Source organism: Streptomyces cylindrosporus (assembly GCF_022698165.1).
Lineage (GTDB): Bacteria > Actinomycetota > Actinomycetes > Streptomycetales > Streptomycetaceae > Streptomyces > Streptomyces cylindrosporus.
This window is the reverse complement of sequence record NZ_JALDAY010000003.1, coordinates 56,942-80,750: the sequence shown is the minus strand read 5'-3', so window position 1 is coordinate 80,750 and position 23,809 is coordinate 56,942. Positions and strand designations below refer to the sequence as shown.

General features: G+C 71.2%; 25 protein-coding genes. 15 read left to right on the top strand and 10 right to left on the bottom strand.

Going from position 1 to position 23,809, the window contains the following annotated elements:
• Nucleotides 1-5: 5 nt before the first annotated feature.
• The 9 genes from MQP27_RS09720 (at nt 6) to MQP27_RS09680 (ending at nt 4,761) form a co-directional block, all read left to right on the top strand.
• On the top strand, nt 6-251 hold the full coding sequence (locus MQP27_RS09720; RefSeq protein ID WP_242763884.1) for a hypothetical protein: 246 nt from the start codon (nt 6-8) through the stop codon (nt 249-251).
• 64 nt (nt 252-315) lie between these two features.
• Nucleotides 316-636, top strand: coding sequence for a hypothetical protein (locus tag MQP27_RS09715; RefSeq protein WP_242763880.1), 321 nt, complete (start codon nt 316-318; stop codon nt 634-636).
• Nucleotides 636-1,544 carry an N-acetylmuramoyl-L-alanine amidase gene (locus MQP27_RS09710; RefSeq protein ID WP_242763877.1) on the top strand — a complete coding sequence of 303 codons (909 nt, stop codon included), beginning with the start codon at nt 636-638 and terminating at the stop codon, nt 1,542-1,544. The genes MQP27_RS09715 and MQP27_RS09710 overlap by 1 nt, the downstream gene beginning before the upstream one ends.
• Nucleotides 1,545-1,547: 3 nt before the next feature.
• Nucleotides 1,548-1,841, top strand: a complete 294-nt coding sequence (locus MQP27_RS09705; protein WP_242763875.1) for a hypothetical protein — start codon at nt 1,548-1,550, stop codon at nt 1,839-1,841.
• A complete protein-coding gene (locus MQP27_RS09700; RefSeq protein WP_242763872.1) occupies nt 1,838-2,089 on the top strand; it encodes a hypothetical protein in 252 nt (83 codons plus the stop codon). The genes MQP27_RS09705 and MQP27_RS09700 overlap by 4 nt, the downstream gene beginning before the upstream one ends.
• Before the next feature lie 130 nt (nt 2,090-2,219).
• Complete coding sequence (locus tag MQP27_RS09695; protein ID WP_242763869.1) at nt 2,220-2,948, top strand: DUF6879 family protein; 729 nt, start codon at nt 2,220-2,222, stop codon at nt 2,946-2,948.
• A gap of 17 nt (nt 2,949-2,965) precedes the next feature.
• Nucleotides 2,966-3,805 carry a helix-turn-helix domain-containing protein gene (locus tag MQP27_RS09690; protein ID WP_242763867.1) on the top strand — a complete coding sequence of 280 codons (840 nt, stop codon included), beginning with the start codon at nt 2,966-2,968 and terminating at the stop codon, nt 3,803-3,805.
• 87 nt (nt 3,806-3,892) lie between these two features.
• A complete protein-coding gene (locus tag MQP27_RS09685) occupies nt 3,893-4,360 on the top strand; it encodes a hypothetical protein (RefSeq protein ID WP_242763864.1) in 468 nt (155 codons plus the stop codon).
• Nucleotides 4,357-4,761 (top strand): hypothetical protein, encoded by a 405-nt coding sequence (locus MQP27_RS09680; RefSeq protein WP_242763861.1) that lies wholly within the window; start codon nt 4,357-4,359, stop codon nt 4,759-4,761. The genes MQP27_RS09685 and MQP27_RS09680 overlap by 4 nt, the downstream gene beginning before the upstream one ends.
• A gap of 83 nt (nt 4,762-4,844) precedes the next feature.
• Here the strand turns inward: MQP27_RS09680 and MQP27_RS09675 are convergent, their stop codons facing one another.
• Entirely contained in the window at nt 4,845-5,078 is a 234-nt protein-coding gene (locus MQP27_RS09675) for a helix-turn-helix domain-containing protein (RefSeq protein ID WP_242763859.1), read from the bottom strand.
• Nucleotides 5,079-5,569: 491 nt separating this feature from the next.
• Between MQP27_RS09675 and MQP27_RS09670 the strand changes: the two genes are divergently transcribed.
• Complete coding sequence (locus MQP27_RS09670; RefSeq protein ID WP_242763856.1) at nt 5,570-6,904, top strand: winged helix DNA-binding domain-containing protein; 1,335 nt, start codon at nt 5,570-5,572, stop codon at nt 6,902-6,904.
• A gap of 3 nt (nt 6,905-6,907) precedes the next feature.
• Here the strand turns inward: MQP27_RS09670 and MQP27_RS09665 are convergent, their stop codons facing one another.
• Entirely contained in the window at nt 6,908-7,555 is a 648-nt protein-coding gene (locus MQP27_RS09665; protein WP_242763855.1) for a LysE family translocator, read from the bottom strand.
• Between the two features lie 67 nt (nt 7,556-7,622).
• On the opposite strand from MQP27_RS09665, the gene MQP27_RS09660 reads away from it, so the two are divergent.
• Both MQP27_RS09660 and dmpI read left to right on the top strand, forming a co-directional pair.
• A complete protein-coding gene (locus tag MQP27_RS09660; protein ID WP_242763852.1) occupies nt 7,623-8,489 on the top strand; it encodes a LysR family transcriptional regulator in 867 nt (288 codons plus the stop codon).
• A gap of 92 nt (nt 8,490-8,581) precedes the next feature.
• Nucleotides 8,582-8,764, top strand: coding sequence for a 4-oxalocrotonate tautomerase DmpI (gene dmpI, locus MQP27_RS09655; RefSeq protein WP_242763849.1), 183 nt, complete (start codon nt 8,582-8,584; stop codon nt 8,762-8,764).
• A 57-nt stretch (nt 8,765-8,821) separates the two neighbouring features.
• Here dmpI and MQP27_RS09650 read toward each other — a convergent pair whose 3' ends face one another.
• The 3 genes from MQP27_RS09650 to MQP27_RS09640 all read right to left on the bottom strand — a co-directional run bounded on the left by MQP27_RS09650 (nt 8,822) and on the right by MQP27_RS09640 (nt 13,652).
• Nucleotides 8,822-9,613, bottom strand: a complete 792-nt coding sequence (locus MQP27_RS09650) for a S1 family peptidase (RefSeq protein WP_242763847.1) — start codon at nt 9,611-9,613, stop codon at nt 8,822-8,824.
• A gap of 205 nt (nt 9,614-9,818) precedes the next feature.
• Entirely contained in the window at nt 9,819-12,641 is a 2,823-nt protein-coding gene (locus MQP27_RS09645) for a helix-turn-helix transcriptional regulator (RefSeq protein ID WP_242763845.1), read from the bottom strand.
• Between the two features lie 156 nt (nt 12,642-12,797).
• Nucleotides 12,798-13,652, bottom strand: coding sequence for a helix-turn-helix transcriptional regulator (locus tag MQP27_RS09640; protein WP_242763842.1), 855 nt, complete (start codon nt 13,650-13,652; stop codon nt 12,798-12,800).
• A gap of 116 nt (nt 13,653-13,768) precedes the next feature.
• On the opposite strand from MQP27_RS09640, the gene MQP27_RS09635 reads away from it, so the two are divergent.
• The gene (locus MQP27_RS09635; RefSeq protein WP_242763839.1) at nt 13,769-15,442 is read left to right on the top strand and encodes an AMP-binding protein; all 1,674 of its coding nucleotides are present in this window, start codon (nt 13,769-13,771) and stop codon (nt 15,440-15,442) included.
• Nucleotides 15,439-17,031 carry an AMP-binding protein gene (locus MQP27_RS09630; RefSeq protein ID WP_242763837.1) on the top strand — a complete coding sequence of 531 codons (1,593 nt, stop codon included), beginning with the start codon at nt 15,439-15,441 and terminating at the stop codon, nt 17,029-17,031. The genes MQP27_RS09635 and MQP27_RS09630 overlap by 4 nt, the downstream gene beginning before the upstream one ends.
• A 46-nt stretch (nt 17,032-17,077) precedes the next feature.
• Here MQP27_RS09630 and MQP27_RS09625 read toward each other — a convergent pair whose 3' ends face one another.
• The gene (locus MQP27_RS09625) at nt 17,078-17,755 is read right to left on the bottom strand and encodes a hypothetical protein (RefSeq protein ID WP_242763835.1); all 678 of its coding nucleotides are present in this window, start codon (nt 17,753-17,755) and stop codon (nt 17,078-17,080) included.
• Nucleotides 17,756-17,936: 181 nt separating this feature from the next.
• On the opposite strand from MQP27_RS09625, the gene gcl reads away from it, so the two are divergent.
• Nucleotides 17,937-19,721: a glyoxylate carboligase gene (gene gcl / locus MQP27_RS09620; RefSeq protein ID WP_242763832.1), complete on the top strand. Its 1,785-nt coding sequence runs from the start codon at nt 17,937-17,939 to the stop codon at nt 19,719-19,721.
• Nucleotides 19,722-19,936: 215 nt separating this feature from the next.
• On the opposite strand, the gene MQP27_RS09615 is transcribed toward gcl, so the two are convergent.
• From MQP27_RS09615 to MQP27_RS09600, 4 genes are all read right to left on the bottom strand, one after another.
• On the bottom strand, nt 19,937-20,176 hold the full coding sequence (locus MQP27_RS09615) for a hypothetical protein (RefSeq protein ID WP_242763830.1): 240 nt from the start codon (nt 20,174-20,176) through the stop codon (nt 19,937-19,939).
• A 301-nt stretch (nt 20,177-20,477) separates the two neighbouring features.
• Nucleotides 20,478-21,935, bottom strand: a complete 1,458-nt coding sequence (locus MQP27_RS09610) for a catalase (protein ID WP_242763828.1) — start codon at nt 21,933-21,935, stop codon at nt 20,478-20,480.
• A gap of 123 nt (nt 21,936-22,058) precedes the next feature.
• The gene (locus MQP27_RS09605; RefSeq protein WP_242763825.1) at nt 22,059-22,952 is read right to left on the bottom strand and encodes a 2-hydroxy-3-oxopropionate reductase; all 894 of its coding nucleotides are present in this window, start codon (nt 22,950-22,952) and stop codon (nt 22,059-22,061) included.
• Between the two features lie 27 nt (nt 22,953-22,979).
• Nucleotides 22,980-23,801 carry a TIM barrel protein gene (locus tag MQP27_RS09600; protein WP_242763823.1) on the bottom strand — a complete coding sequence of 274 codons (822 nt, stop codon included), beginning with the start codon at nt 23,799-23,801 and terminating at the stop codon, nt 22,980-22,982.
• Nucleotides 23,802-23,809 lie beyond the last annotated feature (8 nt).

The window sequence follows — 23,809 nt, the reverse complement described above, 5'->3', positions numbered from 1 at the left end:
TCCGCATGCCCCTGGGAAGCCCGCAGGGTCCGACCCAGAGCGAGTGGCGGGTCAGCGCCCGCAGTGTGGCGCACGTTGGCGACTATCCCGTCGACTTCAACATCGCCGTCCTGGTCGACAACCCCGACGACCCGGCCGTTGGCCCGATCGTTCAGAAGCTCGTCGACTTGATCGATGGGTCGGAGGACTTCGACCTGGGTGTGGCCTCGCGCACCTACGCGTACACGGAGGCGATGACGCCTACCGCCTGACGCCCGCTCACCCGTACGCCCCGCGCCACCCGGCCGGGGCTTTCTTCATGCCCTGGAGGGCCCCTTGAAGCCAACGATCGGACGCATCGTCCACTACACCCTCAGCCAGCAGGACGCCGACGCGATCAACAAGCGCCGCGCCGATGCGCACAACCTCAACGCCGCCGGCGTCACCCTGGCGAGCCAGGCACTCGGCCCCCAGATACACGTCGGCAACCACGCCTTCGAGGGCGACGTTTACCCCGCCATGGTCGTCCGGATCTTCCACCCGGAGACGACGACCGCCAACCTCCAGGTGTTCCTGGACGGCAACGACACCTACTGGGCGACCTCCCGAACCCTCGGCGACGGCCCGTCCCACTGGGCATGGCCGGAGCGTGTGTGATGGCGGCCCCGCTGACCGCCGAGCAGCTGCTCACCGTCCTGCGCGCCGAGGGCGTACACGTCGTCGAGCACACGAACTGGCGCACCCACAACCGCAACCACAAGGGCCCCTGGGGGCCGATGAACGGCGTGGTCATCCACCACACCGCCGGCCGTAGCTCGCTCGGCCTCTGCTACGAGGGGACCAGCGACCTGCCCGGCCCGCTGTGCCACACGCACCTCGCCAAGGACGGCACGGCCACGATGCTCAGCGCCGGGCGGGCCAACCACGCCGGAACCTTCGCGAAGAACGCGTACGACGCAGTGGTTGCCGAGTCCTCGACGCACCCCCGGCCCGACAGTGCCGAGCCGGTCGACGGCAACCAGCACTTCTACGGCCTGGAGATCGAGAACATGGGCAACGGCAAGGACCCGTACCCCGACGTGCAGTACGAGGCGGCAGTGCGTTGGGCCGCCGGGCTCTGCCGAGCGCACGGCTGGAGCGCGAACAGCGTCATCGGCCACAAGGAGGGGACGCGCCGCAAGGTCGACCCGTCCTTCGACATGGCGAAGTTCAGGCGCGACGTCGCCGCCCGGCTCAAGACGCAGCCCGGAGGCACCAGTTCGTCGAGCGGCTCGGACAAGCCCGTCATCGACCTGTCCAAGCTCATCGCCGCGGCCAAGTCCGACCCGCCGAAAGCCGGCACCCCGGTGTCCTACGCGGGGACCAAGACCGTGGAGGCCGCGCTCGTCACCGAGGGCCTCCTCGACAAGAAGTACGCCGACGGCCACTTCGGCGAGCTGACCCGCACGGCGTACGCCGCGTGGCAGCGCCGCTGCGGCTGGTCGGGGAAGGCCGCCGACGGCATCCCCGGCAAGGCCTCGCTCACCAAGCTCGGCAAGCGCCGCGGCTTCGACGTCAAGGAGTAACCCATGCTGCTGCCCTCCCTCCTCCGTACGGTCGTGCCGCTGCTCGCCGGGTGGGCCATCACGGTCCTGTCCGGGCTCGGCCTGGTCGCCGACTCAGCGACGATCTCCGGGGGGATCACGGTTGCCGTGGCGGCCATCTACTACCTGATCTTCCGGGTCGTTGAGCGGGCCTCCGAGAAGCTCGGCGGTCCGGCCTGGGTGCGCGCGGCTGCCGGGCTCCTACTCGGCTACGCGAAGCCGCCGAAGTACGAGTCGACGGACGACGTCGCCTCCCTGGTCCGGGCGAGCCGCTCGTGACGGTGCCGGAGGCGTCGGTGGCCGTGGAGTTGGAGCGGCTGCGCGGCACCGTCGAGACCGGTTTCGCGCGGATCGACGGCCAGCTGGCGCTCTTGGTGCAGCGCGGCGACCAGACGGACAAGACGCTGGACGACCACGAGAAGCGCCTGGACGCGATCGAGCGGAACAGGTGGCCACTGCCGGCGATCGCCGCGTTGACGGGCGTGGGAGCGCTTGTCGTGTCGATCTGGCAGGCCACCGGCCGCTGACGCATCGGTTTGCCCCCTCTCGCCTTCGGGCGGGAGGGGGCCCTTTTGTCGTGCGAAGGCGCCCTGTTGCATCCGTCCGGCGTGCCGCTACGGTGCGCGGACAGATCACCCGACCCACGAAGGGACCGCCATGACCAGGCGACTGTGGAAGGTCGGCACCAACAGTGGCAACGACGGATGCCCCACCCTGTACGAGATCACCGGCACGGACCGCTACGTCGTGCAGGGCGACCGCGTCACCGACCCCGGTGAGCTCGGCCAGCTGGAGAACCTCACCGCGGACGAGGACGCCGTCACCGTCCCGCGGGAACTGCTCGCAAACTTCGGCCCCAGGGAGCCCGTGCACGTGCCTCAGTTCATCAGCTTCGCCGAGTTCGGCGGCATGTTCACCACACTGAAGCACTCCGCCTGGCGGCTGGAGACCCGCACCCGATACGCCGAGGACGAGGCCACGGACACCTACCGGCAGTTCGCCGCGGGCGAGCCCGTGACCTGGGATCTCGACGACCCTTGGTGCACCAACCGACGCGAGCAGACCGCGGCCGGCAAGCGGTTCGAGCGCGTACGGATCCTCGACGAGCCCCCGACAGAGGGGCAGCGTTACCTCCTCGACAACGCCCGCCGGAACACCGCGGTCGGCGAGACCATCCGGGTCCTGACCCGCAGCAACGCCGACGAACTCGGCCTGCCCCGAGAGGACTTCTGGCTGTTCGACGCCCGCGTCGTCGCCCTGCTCCACTTCGACCAGGACGACGTCATGACCGGCGTGGAGCTGATCACGAACCCCGTCGAGGTGCTCCGCTACGCGCAGGCCCGCGAGGCCGCGTGGCACCACGCGGTGCCGTACGACCAGGTGTGAGCGGGTAACTTGCCCGTGTGCCCACCGACTTTCAGCAAGGCCGCGAGGCCCTCGGCCGCCGACTGCGCGAGCTGCGCGGCGAGGCGACCCAGCGCGAACTCGCGGCCCTGCTGGAGTGGCCGCAAGCGAAGGTGTCCAAGCTGGAGACCGGACGTCAGACGGCCACGCCCGACGACCTGAAGGCGTGGGCCGAGCACACCGGCCACGTCGAGGTCGCGGGCGAACTCGTCGCCCGCCTTCAGGGCTTGGAGACCCACACGCGGTCGTGGCGCCGCCAGCTGCGCGCCGGCCACCGCCCGGTGCAGGACGTCCTGACCATCGAGTACGAGCGGACCGCGGACTTCCGCGTGTGGCAGGGAGCGATGGTCGTCGGCATCCTCCAGACGCCGGACTACGCCCGGCACGTCTTCTCCCGCATGGCCGAGCTCCAGCAGTCTCCGCGGGACGTCGAGGACGCTGTACGGGCCCGGGTGCGCCGCCAGGAGCTGCTGTACCAGCCGGGCCGGACGTTCCACATCCTGCTGTGGGAGGCCGCCTTGCATGCCGGGATGGCGCCGCCGGACGTGCTCGCCGCGCAGCTGGACCGCCTCGGAAGCGTCATCGGACTGGACACGGTGCGCCTCGGTATCGTCCCCTTCGGTGCGCAGCTGGCGGTGCCCCCGGCCAACGGGTTCTGGGTGTACGACGAGCGCCTCGTCATCGTCGAGGAGTGGCACGCTGAGCTGTGGCTCGACGACGCCGACAGCCTGGCGCTGTACCGGCGGGTGTGGGACAGCCTCGACTCGGCCGCGGTGTACGGCACGCATGCGCGGCGCCTCATCTCCCGGGCGCGGGCTCACTTCGCTGACCTGGCCTGAGCATCACCGCGCATCGGCACGGGCCGGAAGCGAATATTCGCGAATCAGACTGGGTGTTGATTCTCGGGGCTTCCTACGGTGCTGGTCATGGCCCACCCAAGGATGCGGTTCACTGCCGTGTACGAGGCCGGGGACGCGTGGCTCGCCGACTGCTCCGCGCACCCGACCCTCGTCCGCACGGCATGGAGCGCGGAGACACTCGCACCGATTCCATCGGGCAAGGTGTGGCTCGTCGCCGAGACGCTCCTCCTCACCTCGATGAAGGCGCTCAACCGCATTCGCGAGGAGCACCGCGGGCCCGTTCTCGTCGACCCGGAGCTGGACAAGGCCTGGTGGCTCGTACCGCTCGACGCCGCCGAGGAGCTCGCCGATGTACGGCAGGTAACGGTGCATTCGCCTGGCTGGCCCCTGCACTGTCCGCCGACCGGCTGGCATCTCGACACCCGAATGTGGATGTGCCGGCCCGACGGCTCCGGGCGACTCACCGATCCAGCCGTACTCGCCGCCGCGGTCGGGCCAGGCGGGTACCGACCTCGCGCGGAGGCAACACGATGACGACCCCCCAGACCAGAGGCGCCCCCGAAGACGAGGTCGACCTCCCCCAGCTCGGTGAGCTGCTCGTCGCGTCGGCGAAAAACGACCGCGACCGTGCCGCGGCGCAGGCCCTCGCCGAGGAGGAGACCCTCCTCGCCCATGACGGGGTGCGCAGGGCTCTCGTCGTGAAGGAGGGCGGCCGGATGACGGCCGTGTGGGAGCGCCTCATGGGGCGCCTCTACACACTGGGTCTCGATGACCAGCAGCGAGCGTTCCTCGGCCTCGTGCTCTCGATGGTAGGCATCGGCCAGGTCTCGCTCACGGCCGTTGAGTCGCTCGACGAACGGCGCCTGATCATCATGCAGCGCGCGATCCTGCGCCTGGCAGGCAACGACCGAATCGCGGTCGGCACGCGCCTGTGAACTCCCGAGGCCGTCACTCCGTAACCCATGTCCGGCCGGTTTCGGGGCGAGCGGCCGTCTCCGTCCCCCGCGGGGACGGCCGTTCAGCGGACGAGTTCGGTGACGTCGACCTCGAAGGCCCGGGCGATGGCGAGCAGGTGGCTGTAGCGCGCGTCTGCCTGGCCGCGTTCGAGCCGCTGGTAGGTCGTGCGGGGGATGCCGGTTAGTTCGATGGCCTGGTCCTGGACGAGGTTGCGGGCCACGCGCAGCTCGGTGATGCGGTCGCCTAGAGCTCGACGGCGGTCGAGGACCCAGGTCGGTTGATCTTTGGCTGGCACTCGACAAACGTTCTGACCTGCTTAACGATTAGTCAGCACCAGATTTGGGGCTTTTTTTGATCATGGAATCAGCCTCGTAGACGCCCGTCCCGCCGGAGGACCGGAAACCTCTGGTGGGGCGGGTCACCTTTGGCGCGACCGCCGGGTATATGCCCGGACTGCTAGAAAACTTGTTCGAATCCAGATAGCGTTTGTGCGCGACGGCCCCGGATGGGGGAGGACCGGAAACCTCCGCCATCCGGGGCCGCGTCGTGCATGCTGGACGAGCCGCGTCCCACGGCCGCCGTCTCACACGTGTCTCACAGAGCCGGTGCGAGACGATGGCCGTGGTGCTCCTGACCTGGGCCTTTCGTGGACAGTGGAGCCCTCACAGACATCACGAACGCCGTAAAGGATCTACGGGGCAAACGACACCGAGGTGGCCCGGGGAGCCGGGAATCGGTGAGAGTTGCGGACAGAGGGTGTCCGCAAGTGCCGTTAGCGTGCTGAGCATGACGAAGACGACCGCAGCCACGGCCCCCGTTCTCGGCACCCGCGCCCTCGGCCGGGCCACCCTCGCCCGCCAGCTGCTCCTGGAGCGGTCGCCGCTCACCGCCGCAGCCGCCGTCGAGCACCTCCTCGGCCTCCAGGCGCAGAACGTCAAGCCGCCGTACTACGCGCTCGCCGCCCGCCTCGACGGCTTTGAGCCCGAGCAGCTGTCCCGGCTGATGGCCGACCGCGAGGTCGTCCGCATCGTCACCATGCGCTCGACCATCCACACCCACACCGCGGCCGACTGCCGCACGCTGCGCCCACTGGTCCAGCCCGCCCGCGACCGCGAACTCGTCAACTTCCGCAAGGGACTCCAGGGCGTCGACCTCGACCGGCTCGCCGTCCTCGCCCGGGAACTCGTCGAGACCGAGCCGCGCACCATGAAGCAGCTCCGCGAGGCCCTCCTCGCCGAGTGGCCGGACGCCGACCCGCAGTCCCTCGCCATCGCCGCCCGCTGCAAGCTCCCGCTCGTCCAGGTCACCCCGCGCGGACTGTGGGGCCGCAGCGGCCAGGTCGCCCTGACGACCGCGGAACACTGGCTGGGCCGAGACCGCACAGATCAGCCGACCGCCCCACCCACGACCACCTCCGCACCGCGCACCCCGCGCTCGACACTCGCCGCCCCAACCCCGGCCCTCGACCACAGCTCGGCTCCCGCCCCAACCCCGGCCCTCGACCACGGCTCGGCTCCCGACCCGACCCCGGCTCCCGGCCCCACCTCGGCTCCCGGCCCGACCCCGGCTCCCGGCCTCACCCCGCCTCCCGGCCCCACCTCGGCCCCCACCCCCACCCCGTCCCCCGACGCCACCGTCCTCCGCTACCTCGCCGCCTTCGGCCCCGCCTCCGTCAAGGACATGCAGACCTGGGCCGGTCTGACCCGGCTGCGGGACGCCTTCGAGCGGCTGCGGCCCCGGCTGGTGACCTTCCGGGACGAGAACGGCGTCGAGCTCTTCGACCTCCCCGACGCGCCGCGCCCCGACGCCGACACCCCGGCCCCGCCCCGTTTCCTCCCCGAGTTCGACAACCTGCTGCTCTCTCACGCCGACCGCACCCGCGTCGTACCGCCCGAGTACTGGGGCCGCAGCTGGGTCGGCAACATCGCCCACCCCACGTTCCTCGTCGACGGCTTCCTGGCCGGTGTGTGGAAGCTGACCGAGGACGCCCTCGTCGTCCAGCCCTTCGGCAGGCTCACCAAGGCACAGCGGACGGACCTGGTCACGGAGGGCGGGCGGATGCTCGACACCATGCACCCGGGGACGCCGTACGACATCCGCTTCGGGACCGTGATCCCGTAACCCTCAGTCCGCCCGGCCGGTGACCGCCACCGTCAGGCCCAGTCCGATCATCGCGAACCCGCCCGCCCCGCCGATCATCGACAGGCGCCGGTCCGAGCGGGCGAACCAGGTGCGGGCCGCCGATGCGGTCAGGCCCCACAGGGTGTCCGTGACCAGGCCGATCGAGATCGGGATCAGGCCCAGGACCAGCATCTGCGCGGGGACGTGACCAGCCGAGTGGTCCACGAACTGGGGGAGAACGGCCGCGAAGAACACGACCCCCTTGGGGTTGGTGACCCCCACCAGGGCCCCGTCCAGCACGGTCCGCAGGTCACCGCGCGCCGGATGAGTGGGCCGGGTGCTGATCGTCGCGGCCTTCAGCTCCTTGCGGTGCCGGAAGGCATGCACGCCCAGGTGGACCAGGTAGGCCGCGCCCGCCAGCTTCACCGCCAGATACACGGTCTCCGAGCGCTCCACCAGCGAGCCGATCCCGACCGCGACCGCCACCACCAGCAGATACGAGCCGAAGACGTTGCCGATCGCGGTCGCCACGGCGGTCCGGCGCCCGTGTGCCAGCGCCCGGCCGATCACGAACAGCACGCTCGGCCCCGGGATCACGATCACCAGCAGCGACATCGCGGCGAAGGCGAGGAAACGGTCGGCGGACACCATGTCTCATCAACTCCCATCGGGCGCTCATTGAAACAGCCGCCCGCCGCCTCCCTCTAGAGTCGGTCCCATGGAACTGCGGCAGCTCACCTATTTCGTGACGGTGGCCGAGGAGCTGCACTTCGGACGGGCGGCCGAGCGGCTGCACATCGTGCAGTCCGCGGTGAGCATGCAGATACAGCGGCTGGAACGGGAGCTGGGCGCCGAGCTGTTCGACCGTTCCCCGCGCCGGGTGCGGATGACGGCTGCGGGACAGCGGCTGCTGCCCGAGGCGCGGGCCGTGCTGGCCGCGGCGGACCGGGCGCGGGCGGCCGTGGCACCGCCACCGGGGCTGCGCATCGGCACCAGCACGGGCCTGGGCACCCACCTCGACCGGTTGCTCACCGCGTTCGCCCGCCGCGCGCCGGACGTGCCGGTCGAGCTGTTCTCGCTGCCGGTCGCCGACCGCCTCGCCCGGGTCGCGAGCGGGGAGCTGGACGCCGCGTTCGTACGGGCCGTCGAACCGGTGCCGGGCGTACGGGTGCTGCCGCTGTGGCCCGACCCCCTGGTGGCGGCCCTCCCGGCCACCCACCCGCTGGCCGCCCGCCCGGAGATCGGCGTCGAGGAACTGGCCGGGCTGCCCCTCTCCCTCACCGAGCGCCGCAACAATCCCGCCCTGGTCGACCTGGTGATCGGCGCCTGTCAGGAAGCGGGCTTCGAACCACCGCCGGGACCGGCGAGCGGCTCCCTCCAGGACACCCTCGCCACCATCGGCACCCGGCCCCTGTGGACGGTCGTGTACGCCTCCCACGCCCGGGTCCTGAACAGCCCCCGGGTGGCCTTCGTACCGTTCCGGGCGCCCGGCCTCGCCCTCTCCACGGGCCTCGCCGTGTCCGCGGCCACCCCGCCCCCGCATCTGGACACCCTGCTCCTGGCGTGCGGCGATCACGAGAGCTGATCGCTGCGGTCGCGGTCTGCTTCTTGGTCACGGACGCCCGGCGCGATGGACTGGACCCACCGAACAAGCAGCACACTCAAGGGAGTCCGGTCATGCCGATCGTCACCGTCCAGCAGGGTCCCCGCGACATCGAACTCAAGCGGGACCTCGTCAAGCGGGTCACCGACGCGTTCGTGGACGCCTACCGGATCCCGGCCGAGACCGTGCAGGTGTGGATCCACGAGGTCCCGGCGGACAGCTGGGGCGCGGCGGGGAAGCTCACCGCCGACAAGTAGCCACATGGATAGGGGGCGTTGCGGGCTGCTCGTGGTAGCCCGCAACGCCCCCTGGCTTCAGGAGTTGACCTGCGCGGTCACCAGGCTGGAGAAGGTGGTCAGCCGGGTGTAGACACCCGGGTAACCGGCCTCCGCGCAGCCCTCGCCCCAAGAAGTGATCCCTGCCAGGACGCCCCCGATGAGCAGGGGACCGCCGCTGTCGCCCTGGCAGGTGTCTGTGCCGCCGGACGTGTATCCGGCGCAAACCATGTCGGTCTGGACGAAGTCCGAACCGTAGGAGCTCTTGCAGCTGGAGTCGGACACGATCGGGACGGTCGCGGTCCGCAGCTGGTTGGAGGAGCTGCCGTTCTCCGAGGTGGTGCCCCAGCCGAGGATGCGGGCGGTGGTGCCGGCCGCGTACACGCTGGTCTGGGAGGAGGAGACGTACGAGGCCGGGGTGTACGACATCGACGTCGACAGGGTCAGGACGGCCACGTCGTCGCCGTTGGTGGCGTCCGTGTAGTCCGGGTTGATCCAGATCTTGCTGACCTTGCTGACCGTGCCGTTGGTGCCGTTCAGGTAGGTGCGCCCGCCGACGACTCTGACGCTGCTGGTGGTCTCGCCGACCATACAGTGCGCGGCCGTCACCACCTTGGTCGCCGAGACGAGGGTGCCGCCGCAGAACTGGTTCTGCGAGGCGTCCGTGATCTGCATCATGAACGGGTACGCGGTCGTCGTGGTCGTCGCACCGCCGACGATGGGCTGGGGGGCGGCCACAGCGGTGGGGGCGCTGAGCAGGGCCGTTGCTGCGGCGGCAGCGGTCGCCGCCACGACGGCGGCTGTCTTCTTGGCGCGGTTGAGCCCGAACATGAGTCTCCTCAGTGGGGGTTGCCGGTGGGGGTCGCACGGGTGTGGGGGGTGGTGCACGGGGGTCGCGGGACCGACCCCCGTATGCCCGGGCGAGCGGCACGCCCTTACGCTAGAACCCGGTGCGCCCTCACCCCAATGAGGGAACCCCCTAGGGGAGTTGGGCAGGGAAAACCCTCGGTCGCCGCACAGTAAACCCGGACAAAGCTCACTTCGTACGGCGCCCCGCCGCCAGTCGGACGATATCCACCCGAGAGCGGATGCCGAGCTTGCGGTACACCCGTGTGAGCGTCGCCTCGACCGTCTTCACGCTGATGAACAGTCGTGCCGCGATCTCCCGGTTGGTCGCGCCCTCCATGACGAGCGCGGCGACCTGACGCTCCATCGAGGCGAGTCCCTCCAGACCCGCCGGCCCGTCCGAGCCCTCTGACGTGTCGGAGGGCGCGTTCGGTTCCACCGGGTGCACGGCCGCCGCCGCCTCCACCTGCCGCAGCCACGGCAGCGCACGGCAGCGCCGGAAGAGCCGGGCCGCCTCGTCGTACGACGTCGGCCCCGGCCGCCCGCCGCGCAGCGCGGCCAGCGCGAACGCGGCCCGCGCCTCCTCCAGGCCGTATCCCAGCTTGGCCAGCCGGTCCTGAACGGACGTCAGCTGGGCGAGCGCGGCGTCCCGCTCCCCGCGCGCGGCCCGCACCAGCGCCTCCGCCCGGTCCAGAACCGCCAGCACGCTCTCCCGGCCGAGCCGCAGCGCGTGCGTCCGGGCCCCGGCGACGAGTTCCTGAGCCTCGTCGACCTCGCCGATCCGCAGCAGGGCCTCGGCGAGGTCGCCGTGCCAGCGGCCGCGCGCCGGGTCGTTGATGCCGAGGGCGTGCTCCAACTCCCGTACCCGGCGCAGCGAGTGCACCGCGCCCTCGGCGTCCCGCGCGACCAGCTGGGCGTGCCCGAGCGCGGTCAGCCCACGCGAGAGGTACATCTGGTCGCCGGCCTGCTCGGCCAGCTCCACCGCCTCCCGGCCGAGCGCCAGCGCCCGGTCCACGTCCCCGCCCGCGGCCTCGGCGAGCGAGGCGAGCACGGCGGAGGGCACCTCGCCGATCCCGGAGTCGCGGGCCAGCCGCATGGACTCCCGGGCCAGGTCGAGGGCGCGCCCGCAGTGCCCGGAGCGCAGCTCGGTCTCGGCCAGCAGGCGCACGAAGTGCACCTCGCTCTCGACCATGCCGCGCCGCCGCGCCTCGCGCAGCAGCGCGCTGACCGTGGAGCGGGCCTCGGGCAGCTGGTCGCTCATGATCAGCCAGCGGAAGCGGGCCGCGCCGGCGCCGTTGTGGTGGCACGCCAGCTCGGGGAGCTGAGGCTCCTTCAGGGCGCGCTTGATGGTCGCGGGCCCGTCGGGGTGGCCCATCAGGATCTCGGTCTGCGCCTGGAACGAGAGCGCGAGCAGCTCGGTGCGCCGCTCGCCGGCCCGGGCCGCGAGCTCCGCCGCGTGCGCCGCCTCCTGGCGGCCCTCGGCGAAGTCGCCCTCCACGACCAGGGCCCGCCAGGCCAGCTGGTAGTGGACCAGGGCGAGCAGCCGCGGGTCGTCACCGGCGTCGGCGAGCACCTGCGGGTAGACGGTGTCGACCTCGCCGAGCGCCTGCCCGGCCGCCTCGATCACCACCATCCAGGCCCGCACCCGGTCGGCCGGCGCGGTGGCCCGGGTCAGCACCTCGCGGGCGATGTCCCGCGCGAGGTCCACCTCGCCCGCGGTGATCGCGTCCTCGGCGGCCTGCAGCCGGCGCTCGTCGGCGGCCGGGTCGTGGTCGGCCGGGGTGTGCCGGGCGGCGAGCAGACCGAGCGACGCGGCCACCGAGGGGGCCCCGCGGTCCCGGGCCAGCGCCGCGGCCTCGGCGAGCCGGGCCGCGGCCTCCGGGTCGGTGCCCGTGGTCGCCAGGGCCAGATGCCGGGCCCGCTCGATGGGGTCGGAGGCCGCCGTGGACAGCGCGGCGTGCACGGCACGGCGCTCCTGCGCGGGCGCCTCCGCGTACAGCGCGGCCGAGATCAGCGGGTGCGCGAAGCGTACGGCGGGGCCCTCGGGCTCGGTGGCCAGCAGGCCCAGCTCGGCCGCCTGGGCGGTCTCGGCCTCGGCGTTCTCCCGGCCGGCCGCGTGCAGCAGGGCCACCGTGGGGCGGGCGCCGGCGCTGGCCACCAGGAGGGTGCGGCGGGCCTCGGCGGAAAGCATCTCCAGCCGGTTGAGGACGAGGGCGCGCAGCGAGGTCGGCACCGGCAGCGGCTCGCCGGGGCGCGGCGGGGTCGGGTTCTCGGCCAGGGCGCGGCCGAGCTCCAGGGCGAAGAGCGGGTTGCCGGCGCTGGTGCGGTGGATGTCGCGGACCGTGGAGCGGGGCAGACCGGTGTAGCCGCGGTGGTCGAGCAGGGCGGAGACCTGGGCGCGGGAGAACGCGCCGAGCCGTACGGCGAGGGTGTCCGGGGGTGACGCGCGTAGGTGGCGGTCGTACTCCTGGCCATCGGTGCGCACCGCGCACAGCAGCTGCACCGGGGTGTCGCCGAGGCGGCGGGCGGCGAAGCCGAGGAGTTCGGCGCTGGCCGAGTCGAGCCACTGGAGGTCGTCGGCGACCACGAGGACGGGCCCCTCGGCGGCGAGTGCGCGCAGCGTGGACAGCACGGCCAGGCGCAGGGCGAGGGCGTCGCGCTGGAGGGTGGACTCGCGTCCGGTGAGCGCCGACTCCAGGGCCGTGCGCTGGGCCGCGGGCAGCTTCTCGGCGACCTCGTCGAGGACCAGGCCGAGCAGGTCGGCGAGGGCCAGGAACGGGAGATGGGATTCGGACTCGGTCGCCGAGCAGCGCAACACGGTGCGGGCGGGTGTCCCATATTCGGATGCCAATGCCCGCAGGACGGTCGACTTTCCTATTCCGGCGGGGCCGTGGAGCAGCACACTGCCGCCGCGCGCGAGCTGCTCACGCGCGGCCCCGATCAGCTCCTCCCGGCCGATGACCAGGTCGGGGCGGCATCTGGCAGGCTCCTTGAAGTCCCCGCGCACGGTCACCGCTCCCCTCCGTGTGTCGTGTCCGGACCAAATTCTAGGCAATGTCTCTTTGAAATTCGGACGGACGGGGTGGTGAGGGATATAACAATGGTGCAGCACACGGAAATTCAAAGCCCCGCCGCATGAATAGCGAGCCGCCCAACCGGTTGCCGGGAGCTACGGGAGCAGCCCCGCCCGGCGTGCCGCGGCGACCGTCTCGCCCCTGGTGTGGGTGCCCAGCTTGCGCATCGCCGAGCGCAGATAGCTCTTCACCGTCTCCGGGCGCAGCCCCAGCCGCTCCGAGGCCCCGGCGTTGGTCGCGCCGGCCGCGAGACAGGCCAGGACGTCCAGCTCACGGGGGGTCAGCCGGACCCCGGCCGGGCGCGGGACAAGGGGCGCGGCCCCCGGCGTCAGCAGCTCGCAGGCGTCCAGCAGCTCGGCCCGCAGCGCCGGGTCGGCGATCCGCGGGGCCAGCGCCCGCAACGCCGCGTGGGCCTCGCGCACCTGCTCCCAGGCGGCGCCCGCGGCGGGGTCCCGGGCCGCCTCCTCGCTGCGGGGCGTCTGCGCGAGCAGTCCCCGCACCCGGTCCTGCACGGCCAGCGTCTGCTCCACGTCCCGGGCGGCCTCCACCGCCGCGTCCAGCGTGCGGTCGCCCAGCGGCTGGGCCGTGCGCAGGGCGCCGTACAGGACACCGCGCACCCGTCGCCGTACCACCACCGGGACCGCGAGGATCGAGCGCAGCCCCTCGGTGGCGACCGGGACGTCGTACTCGTGGCTGATCTGCCGCGACGAGGAGTAGTCCGTCACGGCGCACGGGCGGGCGAGCGCCACCGCCCGGCCGCCGAGGCCGTTGCCGGAGGTCACCGGGAGGCCGCTCAGGGCGAGGGTCGTGTTCCCGTTGAGCTCGCTGATGCGCACGTGCTGCCGGCCCGGCTCCACCAGGCCCCCGAAGGCCACCGGGAGCCCCGTCGCGCGCCGCAGGCGCACCAGTGCGTTGCGTATCTCGACCGCCCCGGCCGCGTCTGCTGTCACCTGCTCGCCCTTTCCCCGCAGCGCACACCCCCGTTCGGGGGTAGTGAGACCTGCATCACGGATTACACGATGGCAGAGAGCCGCCCGGCAATGGTCCGGTACGAGGAGGACACACGATGACGACGGCGACGGAGGACTTCCGCAGGGCCCGGGACTTCCTGCTGGAGCACCGCGAGGACTACGCGAAGGCGTACGAGGGTTTCGCCTGGCCGCGCCCCGAGCACTTCAACTGGGCGCTCGACTGGTTCGACGTCATCGCCGACGGCAACGACCGGACCGCCCTGCACATCGTCGAGGAGGACGGCAGCGAGGTCCGGGTCTCCTTCGCCGAGATGGCCGAGCGCTCGGACCGAGTGGCCAACTGGCTGCGCGACCGGGGCGTGGCGGCCGAGGACCGCATCCTCGTCATGCTCGGCAACCAGGCCGAGCTGTGGGAGACGGCCCTCGCGGCGATGAAGCTGCGCGCCGTGGTCATCCCGGCCACCCCACTGCTCGGCCCCGCCGACCTGCGCGACCGGGTCGACCGGGGGCGCGTGAAGCACGTGATCGTACGGGCCGGGGACACCGCGAAGTTCGACGACGTCCCCGGCGCCTACACCCGGATCTCCGTGGGCGGTCTGCCGGAGGAGGGCTGGGAGCCGTACGAGGACGCGTACGTCGCCCCCGCCGAGTTCCTGCCCGACGGCCCCACCCTCGCCGACGACCCGCTGATGCTGTACTTCACCTCGGGCACCACCGCCCGCCCCAAGCTGGTCGAGCACACCCACACCTCGTACCCGATCGGCCATCTGGCGACGATGTACTGGGTCGGTCTCAAGCCCGGTGACGTGCACCTCAACATCTCCTCGCCCGGCTGGGCCAAGCACGCCTGGTCCAACCTCTTCGCGCCGTGGAACGCGGAGGCGACCGTCTTCATCCACAACTACACGCGCTTCGACGCGGGCCGGCTGATGGCCGAGATGGACCGTGCCGGGGTTACGACGTTCTGCGCGCCGCCGACCGTGTGGCGGATGCTCATCCAGGCCGACCTGACCCAGCTGGGGGCCAGGCCGCGCGAGGCGGTGGCGGCCGGGGAGCCGCTGAACCCTGAGGTCATCGAGCAGGTGCGGCGGGCCTGGGGCGTCACGATCCGGGACGGCTTCGGGCAGACGGAGACGGCCGTGCAGGTCGCCAACAGCCCGGGCCAGGCGCTGAAGACCGGCTCGATGGGGCGGCCCAGCCCCGGGTACAAGGTCGAGCTCCTCGACCCGGTGACGGGCGCGCCCGGCGCTGCCGAGGGCGAGATCGCACTCGACCTGTCCGCACGGCCGGTCGGCCTGATGACCGGCTACCACGGCGACCCGGACCGTACGGCGGAGGCGATGGCCGGCGGCTACTACCGCACGGGCGACATCGGCGCGCGGGACGAGGACGGCTACATCACGTACGTCGGGCGGGCCGACGACGTGTTCAAGGCCAGCGACTACAAGATCTCCCCGTTCGAGCTGGAGAGCGCCCTGCTGGAGCACGAGGCGGTGGCCGAGGCCGCTGTCGTGCCCGCGCCGGACGAGCTGCGGCTGGCCGTGCCCAAGGCGTACATCGTGCTCGCCGAGGGCTGGCAGCCGGGCCCCGACACCGCGAAGGTGCTGTTCGAGCACTCCCGCGAGATCCTGGCGCCGTACAAGCGCATCCGCCGGCTGGAGTTCGGCGCGCTGCCCAAGACCGTCTCCGGCAAGATCCGCCGGATCGAGCTGCGCGAGGCCACGGCCGCGGGTTCGGCCGACGAGTACCGCGAGGAGGACTTCCGGTGACCGGACTGTCGTACACCCACGGGACGAGCGGGACCGTCCTGCTCGGGGACACCATCGGGGCCAACCTCGACCGGGCCGTCGCGACCTGGCCGGAGCGCGAGGCGCTCGTCGACGTGCCGTCGGGGAGGCGCTGGACGTACGCCCAATTCGGTGCGGACGTCGACGAGTTGGCGCGGGCGCTGGTCGCGAGCGGGGTCGCCAAGGGGGACCGGGTCGGCATCTGGGCGGTCAACTGCCCGGAGTGGGTGCTGGTCCAGTACGCGACCGCGCGCATCGGCGCGATCATGGTGAACATCAACCCGGCCTACCGCACCCACGAGGTCGAGTACGTCCTGAACCAGGCCGGGGTCTCGCTGCTCTTCGCCTCCCTCAGCCACAAGACCAGCGACTACCGGGCGATGGTCGAGGAAGTGCGGGGCAGGTGCCCGGAGTTGAGGGAGACCGTCTACATCGGCGACCCGAGCTGGGCGGCGCTGCTGGGACGCGCGGCACCCGAGGCCACGTACGAGCCGCTGTCCTGCGACGACCCCATCAACATCCAGTACACCTCGGGCACGACCGGCTTCCCGAAGGGGGCCACGCTTTCCCACCACAACATCCTCAACAACGGGTATTTCGTAGGGGAGTTGATCGCCTATACCGAGCAGGACCGGATCTGCATCCCGGTCCCCTTCTACCACTGCTTCGGCATGGTGATGGGCAACCTGGCGGCCACCTCGCACGGCGCCTGCATGGTCATCCCGGCCCCGTCCTTCGACCCGAAGGCCACGCTGGAGGCGGTCCAGCAGGAGCGGTGCACGTCCCTGTACGGCGTCCCGACCATGTTCATCGCGGAGTTGAACCTCCCCGACTTCGCGACGTACGACCTCACGTCCCTCCGCACGGGCATCATGGCGGGCTCGCCCTGTCCGGTCGAGGTGATGAAGCGGGTGGTCGCCGAGATGCACATGGAGCAGGTGTCCATCTGCTACGGCATGACGGAGACGTCCCCGGTCTCGCTGCAGACGCGCATGGAGGACGACCTGGAACACCGCACCGGGACGGTCGGCCGGGTCCTGCCGCACATCGAGGTGAAGGTCGTCGACCCGGCGACGGGCGTGACCCAACCCCGCGGTGAGGCGGGCGAGTTGTGCACCCGCGGCTACAGCGTGATGCTCGGCTACTGGAACGAGCCCGAGAAGACCGCCGAGGCCGTCGACCCCGGCCGCTGGATGCACACCGGCGACCTCGCGATGATGCGCGACGACGGCTACGTCGAGATCGTCGGCCGGATCAAGGACATGATCATCCGGGGCGGCGAGAACATCTATCCGCGCGAGATCGAGGAGTTCCTCTACGGCCACCCGAAGATCGCGGACGTCCAGGTGGTCGGCGTACCCCACGAGAAGTACGGCGAGGAGGTCCTGGCCTGCGTCATCCCGCGCGACCCGGCCGACCCGCCGACGCTGGAGGAGGTGCGGTCGTTCTGCGAGGGACGGCTGGCGCACTACAAGGTGCCGAGCCGGATGCAGGTCCTGGAGGCCTTTCCGATGACGGTGTCGGGGAAGGTGCGGAAGATCGAACTCCGGGAGAAGTACAGCGCCCCGTAAGGGGCGCGGGGAACGGCGCGACCAGCCCCCACTGTCCCGCAGCCGCTTACGTGCCCTTCGCGTCCATTTCGTCGGCGAGGCCGTTCACCGGCTGCGGCGTCCCCGTGAGGTCCAGGACGAACAACGGGACGCCGAGGCTGTCGGCGCGGACGCGGGCGTCGGTGGCGTAGCCCGCGAGGGAGAAGTAGACACAGGTCGCCGACTCCGTCATGGCGGTCAGCCACAGGCACTCCACGTCCCGTGACGAGGCCGGGCGGACCGTCGGGTCGACCTGGGCCAGCAGTCCGCGCGCGGCGAGGCCGATGCCCGACGGCGGCCGCTGGTCGGCCCGCCGGATGTCCTTGAAGCCGAGCCAGCGCAGATACAGCGCGGCGGCCGTGACCGCGTCCCGCGCGGTACGGATGGTGACGGGCTGGAAGCGGGGGCGCCGGCCCCGGGGGCCGGGAGCGCGGGGCGGGCCCGCCAGCGGCACCCGCAGCAGCGTGCCGCACGGACAGCCCAGCTCCGGGCGGGGCCACTGGGCCCGGCGGCCACAGGTCGTGCAGCGCAGGGTGATCCAGTCCTCTTCCCAGACGGGATGGGTGACGGCCGTCGCCGTCCCGTGCCGGTCCAGCGACGGGGCGACCGGCGCCCCGCACACGCACGGATACGACGGCGCCGAGTACAGGTGCTCGCGCCGGCAGGCCGGACAGCGCACCGGGACGCTCTCGGACATGGCCCACATCGTCCTCCAGCCGACCCCCGCTTGTCCGTCTCTTGACGGCCTTCCCTCACCCACCTACATTGCTTCCAGATAGTAGAAATTAGTTTCCACGATACGGAAACTTTGCGGAAGTCGAAGACGGAAGAGCTCACCGCGGGGCGCGACGGGCGTGCGAATCCGACAGCCGAGGCAGGAGTACTCGATGGCACGTATGACCGCTGCCCGCGCGGCAGTTGAGATCCTCAAGCGCGAAGGTGTCGGCGACGCGTTCGGTGTGCCGGGCGCGGCGATCAACCCCTTCTACGCGGCGCTCAAGGCCTCCGGCGGCATCAACCACACCCTCGCCCGCCATGTCGAGGGCGCCTCGCACATGGCCGAGGGCTACACCCGCACCAGGGCCGGCAACATCGGCGTCTGCATCGGCACCTCCGGCCCGGCCGGCACCGACATGATCACGGGCCTGTACTCCGCCATCGGCGACTCGATCCCGATGCTGTGCATCACGGGCCAGGCCCCGACCGCCGTGATCCACAAGGAGGACTTCCAGGCCGTCGACATCGCCTCGATCGCCAAGCCGGTCACGAAGATGGCGGTCACCGTCCTGGAGGCCGCGCAGGTCCCCGGCGTCTTCCAGCAGGCCTTCCACCTGATGCGTTCCGGCCGTCCCGGCCCCGTCCTCATCGACCTGCCGATCGACGTCCAGCTCACCGAGATCGAGTTCGACCCGGAGACGTACGAGCCGCTCCCGGTCTACAAGCCGGCCGCGAGCCGCGCCCAGATCGAGAAGGCGATCGGGATGCTGAACGCGTCCGAGCGCCCGCTGATCGTCGCCGGCGGCGGTGTCATCAACGCCGACGCGGCCGAACTCCTCGTCGAGTTCGCCGAGTTGACCGGCACCCCGGTCGTCCCGACCCTGATGGGCTGGGGCCTGATCCCCGACGACCACGAACTGAATGCCGGCATGGTCGGCCTGCAGACCTCGCACCGCTACGGCAACGCGACCTTCCTGGAGTCCGACTTCGTCCTCGGCATCGGCAACCGCTGGGCCAACCGCCACACCGGCAAGCTGGACGTCTACACGGCCGGCCGCACCTTCGTGCACGTCGACGTCGAGCCCACCCAGATCGGCAAGATCTTCGCCCCGGACTACGGCATCGCCTCCGACGCGAAGGCCGCGCTGGAGCTCTTCGTCGAGGTGGCAAGGGAGTTGAGGGCGGCGGGCCGCCTGCCCGACCGCAGCGCCTGGGCCGCCGCGGCGCAGGAGAAGAAGGCGACCCTCCAGCGCCGTACCCACTTCGACGACATCCCGATCAAGCCGCAGCGCGTCTACGAGGAGATGAACAAGGCCTTCGGCCCGGAGACCCGGTACGTCTCCACCATCGGCCTCTCGCAGATCGCCGGAGCCCAGATGCTGCACGTCTTCAGGCCGCGCCACTGGATCAACTGCGGCCAGGCGGGCCCTCTCGGCTGGACCGTCCCGGCCGCGCTCGGCGTCGCCAAGGCCGACCCGGAGGCGCAGGTCGTCGCCCTGTCCGGCGACTACGACTTCCAGTTCATGATCGAGGAACTGGCCGTCGGCGCGCAGCACAAGATCCCGTACGTCCATGTCCTCGTCAACAACGCCTACCTGGGCCTCATCCGCCAGGCGCAGCGGGCGTTCGACATCGACTTCCAGGTCAAGCTGGAGTTCGAGAACATCAACTCGCCCGAGCTGGGCGTCTACGGCGTCGACCACGTCAAGGTCGCCGAGGGCCTCGGCTGCAAGGCGATCCGCGTGACCGACCCGAACGAGCTGGGCGCGGCCCTGGAGCAGGCGAAGAAGCTCGCCGCCGAGCACCAGGTGCCGGTGGTCGTCGAGGCGATCCTGGAGCGCGTCACCAACATCGCCATGTCGACGACGAACGACATCTCCGACGTCGTCGAGTTCGAGGAGCTCGCGACCGAGCCGGGCCACGCGCCGACCTCGATCAGGACGCTGAAGGTCTGACACGCGAGACAGACGAAGAGGGGCGGCCCGCCGACGGGCCGCCCCTCTTCCGTGTGCCGTGCGGCGGGGCCCGCCGCCCCCGTGTCGGCGGGCCCCGTGTGACGAGAATGTGCCCGCCCCCGGGGGCGGTTGAAGCCTCTTGAATCAGATTCAGAGCTGGATTTGAGGATTGCGTAGACATCCTACGTCCCCAGGTGTACGCGCGTAGTACGCCGTCACGGTTGCTCGTGATGCTCGGAGAGGCCGGGCCAGTCGTCCGGGCCGCCGCCCTGCCACTCGATGAGGTCGCTGCCCTCGACGTCGGTGACGTACAGGTCGGCCAGGCGCAGGATCTCGCCGACGTCGTCGACGTGCGTGGCGACGCCCAGGGTCCTGTCGCCGTCCGTGACCCGCCGGGAGCCGTCCAGGGCCGGCGAGTGCACCACGATGTGCGGATGCTCGGTTGGATGTGCCATGCCATCAGCGTCCTGCGGAAGCGGCGTGGACGCACCCCGTGCACACCGAAAGGCGCCGGATGCGGGACCGTCCGCATCCGGCGCCTTCCGCCCCGGTGAGGCCTTCTGGTGATGTCTTCCGTGATGGCCGGGACCGCGGCGGCGGCGACGGAACCGGGCGCTCCTTCCCTCAGGTCGAAGAAGGAGGGCCCGGCCCTTCACCACCGCACTGGCTCGCACACCGCCGCGGTCCTCGCCTCGCCCGCGACCGCCGACCGGCCACCCCTCATCCGGGCCGTTCGATGGTCGCGGGCCGTCTGGGTCAGTCCTCGCGCAGGGCGTGGACCGCCTCCTCCACGCGCTTGCCGTACTCCGGGTCGGCGGCGTGGAAGTGGGACAGGTTCTTCTCGATCACGTCGTCGCGGGAGACCTGGGAGAGGCCGCCGGCGATGTTGGCGACCAGACGGGACCTCTCGTCCTCGGACATCAGGCGATACAGCTCGCCCGCCTGGAAGAAGTCGTCGTCCTTGGTGTGCTGCGGGGCCTCGTGGGTGCCGGTCCAGCCGGTCACCGCCAGCGGGGCCGACAGCGCGCGACCCGTCTCGACCGGGCCGTCGTAGGAGTTCGGCTCGTAGTTCTTCGCCCCGCGGCCCTGGGAGTTGACCGCCATGAAGCCGTCGCGGCCGTAGTTCTGCGCGGTCGTCGCCCTGGGGGCGTTCACCGCGAGCAGGGTGTGGTTGACGCCCAGGCGGTAGCGGTGGGCGTCCGCGTAGGCGAACAGGCGGCCCTGGAGCATCTTGTCCGGCGAAGGACCGATGCCGGGCACGAAGTTGTTGGGGGAGAACGCGGCCTGCTCGACCTCGGCGAACACGTTGTCCGGATTGCGGTCGAGGACGAGGCGGCCCACCCGCCGCAGCGGGTAGTCCTTGTGCGGCCACACCTTGGTCAGGTCGAAGGGGTTGAAGCGGTACTCCGCCGCCTCCGCTGCGGGCATGATCTGCACGTACAGCGTCCAGGACGGGTGCACGCCCCGCTCGATCGCCTGCAGCAGGTCCGTCTGGTGCGAGTTCGGGTCCTTGCCCGCGAGCTCGGCGGCCTGCTCGGACGACAGGGACCGTACGCCCTGGTTGGTCTTGAAGTGGTACTTGACGAAGAAGGCCTCGCCCTCGGCGTTCGTCCACTGGTAGGTGTGCGAGCCGTAACCGTTCATGTGGCGGTACGACGCCGGGATGCCGCGGTCGCCCATCAGCCAGGTCACCTGGTGCGTGGCCTCGGGGGAGTGGGCCCAGAAGTCCCAGACGTTGTCCGGCTCCTGACGGCCCGTGAAGGGGTCGCGCTTCTGCGAGTGGATGAAGTCCGGGAACTTGATCGGGTCCTTGATGAAGAACACCGGCGTGTTGTTCCCGACGAGGTCGTAATTGCCCTCCTCCGTATAGAACTTGACCGCGAAACCGCGCGGGTCGCGGACCGCGTCGGCGCCGCCCAGCGAGTCGGCCACCGTCGAGAAGCGCAGGAACACCTCGGTGCGCTTGCCGACCGTGCTCAGGAAGTCGGCGTACGTGAAGCCGGTGACGTCGTCCGTCACCTCGAAGTGGCCGTAGGCACCGCTGCCGCGGGCGTGCACCACGCGCTCCGGGATGCGCTCGCGGTTGAAGCGGGCGAGCTTCTCCAGGAGGTGCTGGTCCTGGAGGAGGAGCGGGCCGCCGACGCCGGCGGAGGCTGAGTTCTGGTTGTCGGCGACCGGGGCGCCGGACTCGGTCGTGAGCACGCGCTTCGACATGGTGATCTTCCAGACGTGAACGGTTAGTTGAAGGAGTGGGCGTGGGTATCCGGGCCGCGGCGGCGCCTGGGCGCGACAGGACAGATGTCAGCGCCGCCGCGGCCCGGAAGTCCGGGTGCTGCGTCAGACCTGGGCGCCGGAGAGGCGCTCCACGGCCCGCAGCAGGGCGGAGTGGTCCAGGCCGCCGTCGCCCTGGGCGCGCAGCGACGCGACCAGCTGGGCGACGACCGCGCCGACCGGCAGCGCCGCGCCGACGTTGCGGGCGGCGTCGGTGACGATGCCCATGTCCTTGTGGTGCAGGTCGATACGGAAGCCCGGCTTGAAGTCGCGCTGCAGGAAGTTGTCCTTCTTGCGGGTCAGCACGGTGGAGCCCGCGAGGCCGCCGTTGAGGACGTCCAGGGCCGCCTTCAGGTCCACGCCGGACTTCTCCAGGAAGACCACGGCCTCGGCGCACGCCTGGATGTTCACGGCGACGATCAGCTGGTTGGCGGCCTTCACGGTCTGTCCGGAGCCGTGCGGACCGCACAGCACGATGGTCTTGCCGAGGGCCTCCAGGATCGGCCGCGCGGCGTCGAAGTCGGCCTGCTCACCGCCGACCATGATGGACAGCACGGCCTCGATGGCACCGGCCTCACCGCCGGACACGGGGGCGTCCAGCACACGGATGCCCTTGTCCGCGGCGGCCTTCGCGAGGTCCACCGAGGTCTGCGGGGTGATCGAGGACATGTCGATCAGCAGGGCGCCGGGCCGGGCGTTCTCCAGGATGCCGTCGGGGCCGTACGAAATGGCCTCGACCTGCGGCGACGCGGGCACCATCGTGATGATCACGTCGGCGGCCTGCACCGCCTCGGCGATCGACCCGGCCACCGTGCCGCCGGCGGCGGCCAGGCGGTCCAGCTTGTCCTGCTCCAAGGTGAAGCCGGTGACGTCGTAACCCGCCTTGATCAGGTTCTCGGACATGGGGGAGCCCATGATGCCGAGGCCTATCCAGGCGATCTTGGGAAGGTTGTCGCTCATGCGGGGGTGCCTCTCAATACAGGGTGGTCAGCGGGACAGCCAGGCGAAGGTCTCGGAGCTCGGGCGGTCGCCCGGCTTGTACTCCAGGCCCACCCAGCCGTCGTAACCGGCCTTCTTCAGCTGGTCGAGGAGCTCCTCCAGCGGGAGCGAGCCCGTGCCCGGCGCGCCGCGGCCCGGGTTGTCGGCGATCTGCACATGGCCGGTCTTCGCGGCGTACTCGTCGATCACCGACGGCAGGTCCTCGCCGTTCATGGACAGGTGGTAGAGGTCCATGAGGAAGCGGGCGTTGCCCAGCCCTGTCGCGTCGTTGACCTTGTCGACGATGCCGACCGCGGCGGGTGCGCTCACCAGCGGGTACAGCGGGGACTCCGGCTTGTTCAGCGCCTCGATCAGCAGGATCGCGCCGATCCGGTCGGCCGCCCGGGCCGCGAGGACCAGGTTCTCCAGCGCGAGGGCGTCCTGCTCGGCCGGGTCCACGCCCTCGACGCGGTTGCCGTACAGGGCGTTGAGCGCCCCGCAGCCGAGGGCGGCGGCGAAGTCGGCGGCCACGTCGATGTTGGCGCGGAACCTCTCCGACTCCTCGCCGGGGATGGACAGGGCGCCGCGATCCGGGCCCGGCAGCTGTCCGGCGTAGAAGTTGAGGCCCGTGAGCCGGACGCCCGCGTCCTCGATCGCCTGCTTCAGGGCGTCGAGTTCGGACTGCTCGGGGGTGGGGGAGTCGACCCAGGGCCACCACAGCTCGACCGCGGTGAAGCCCGCCGCGGCGGCGGCCGCGGGGCGCTCCAGGAGCGGGAGTTCCGTGAAGAGGATCGACAGGTTGACGTTGAAGCGCTGGTCTGCGAATCCCATGGGCCGCC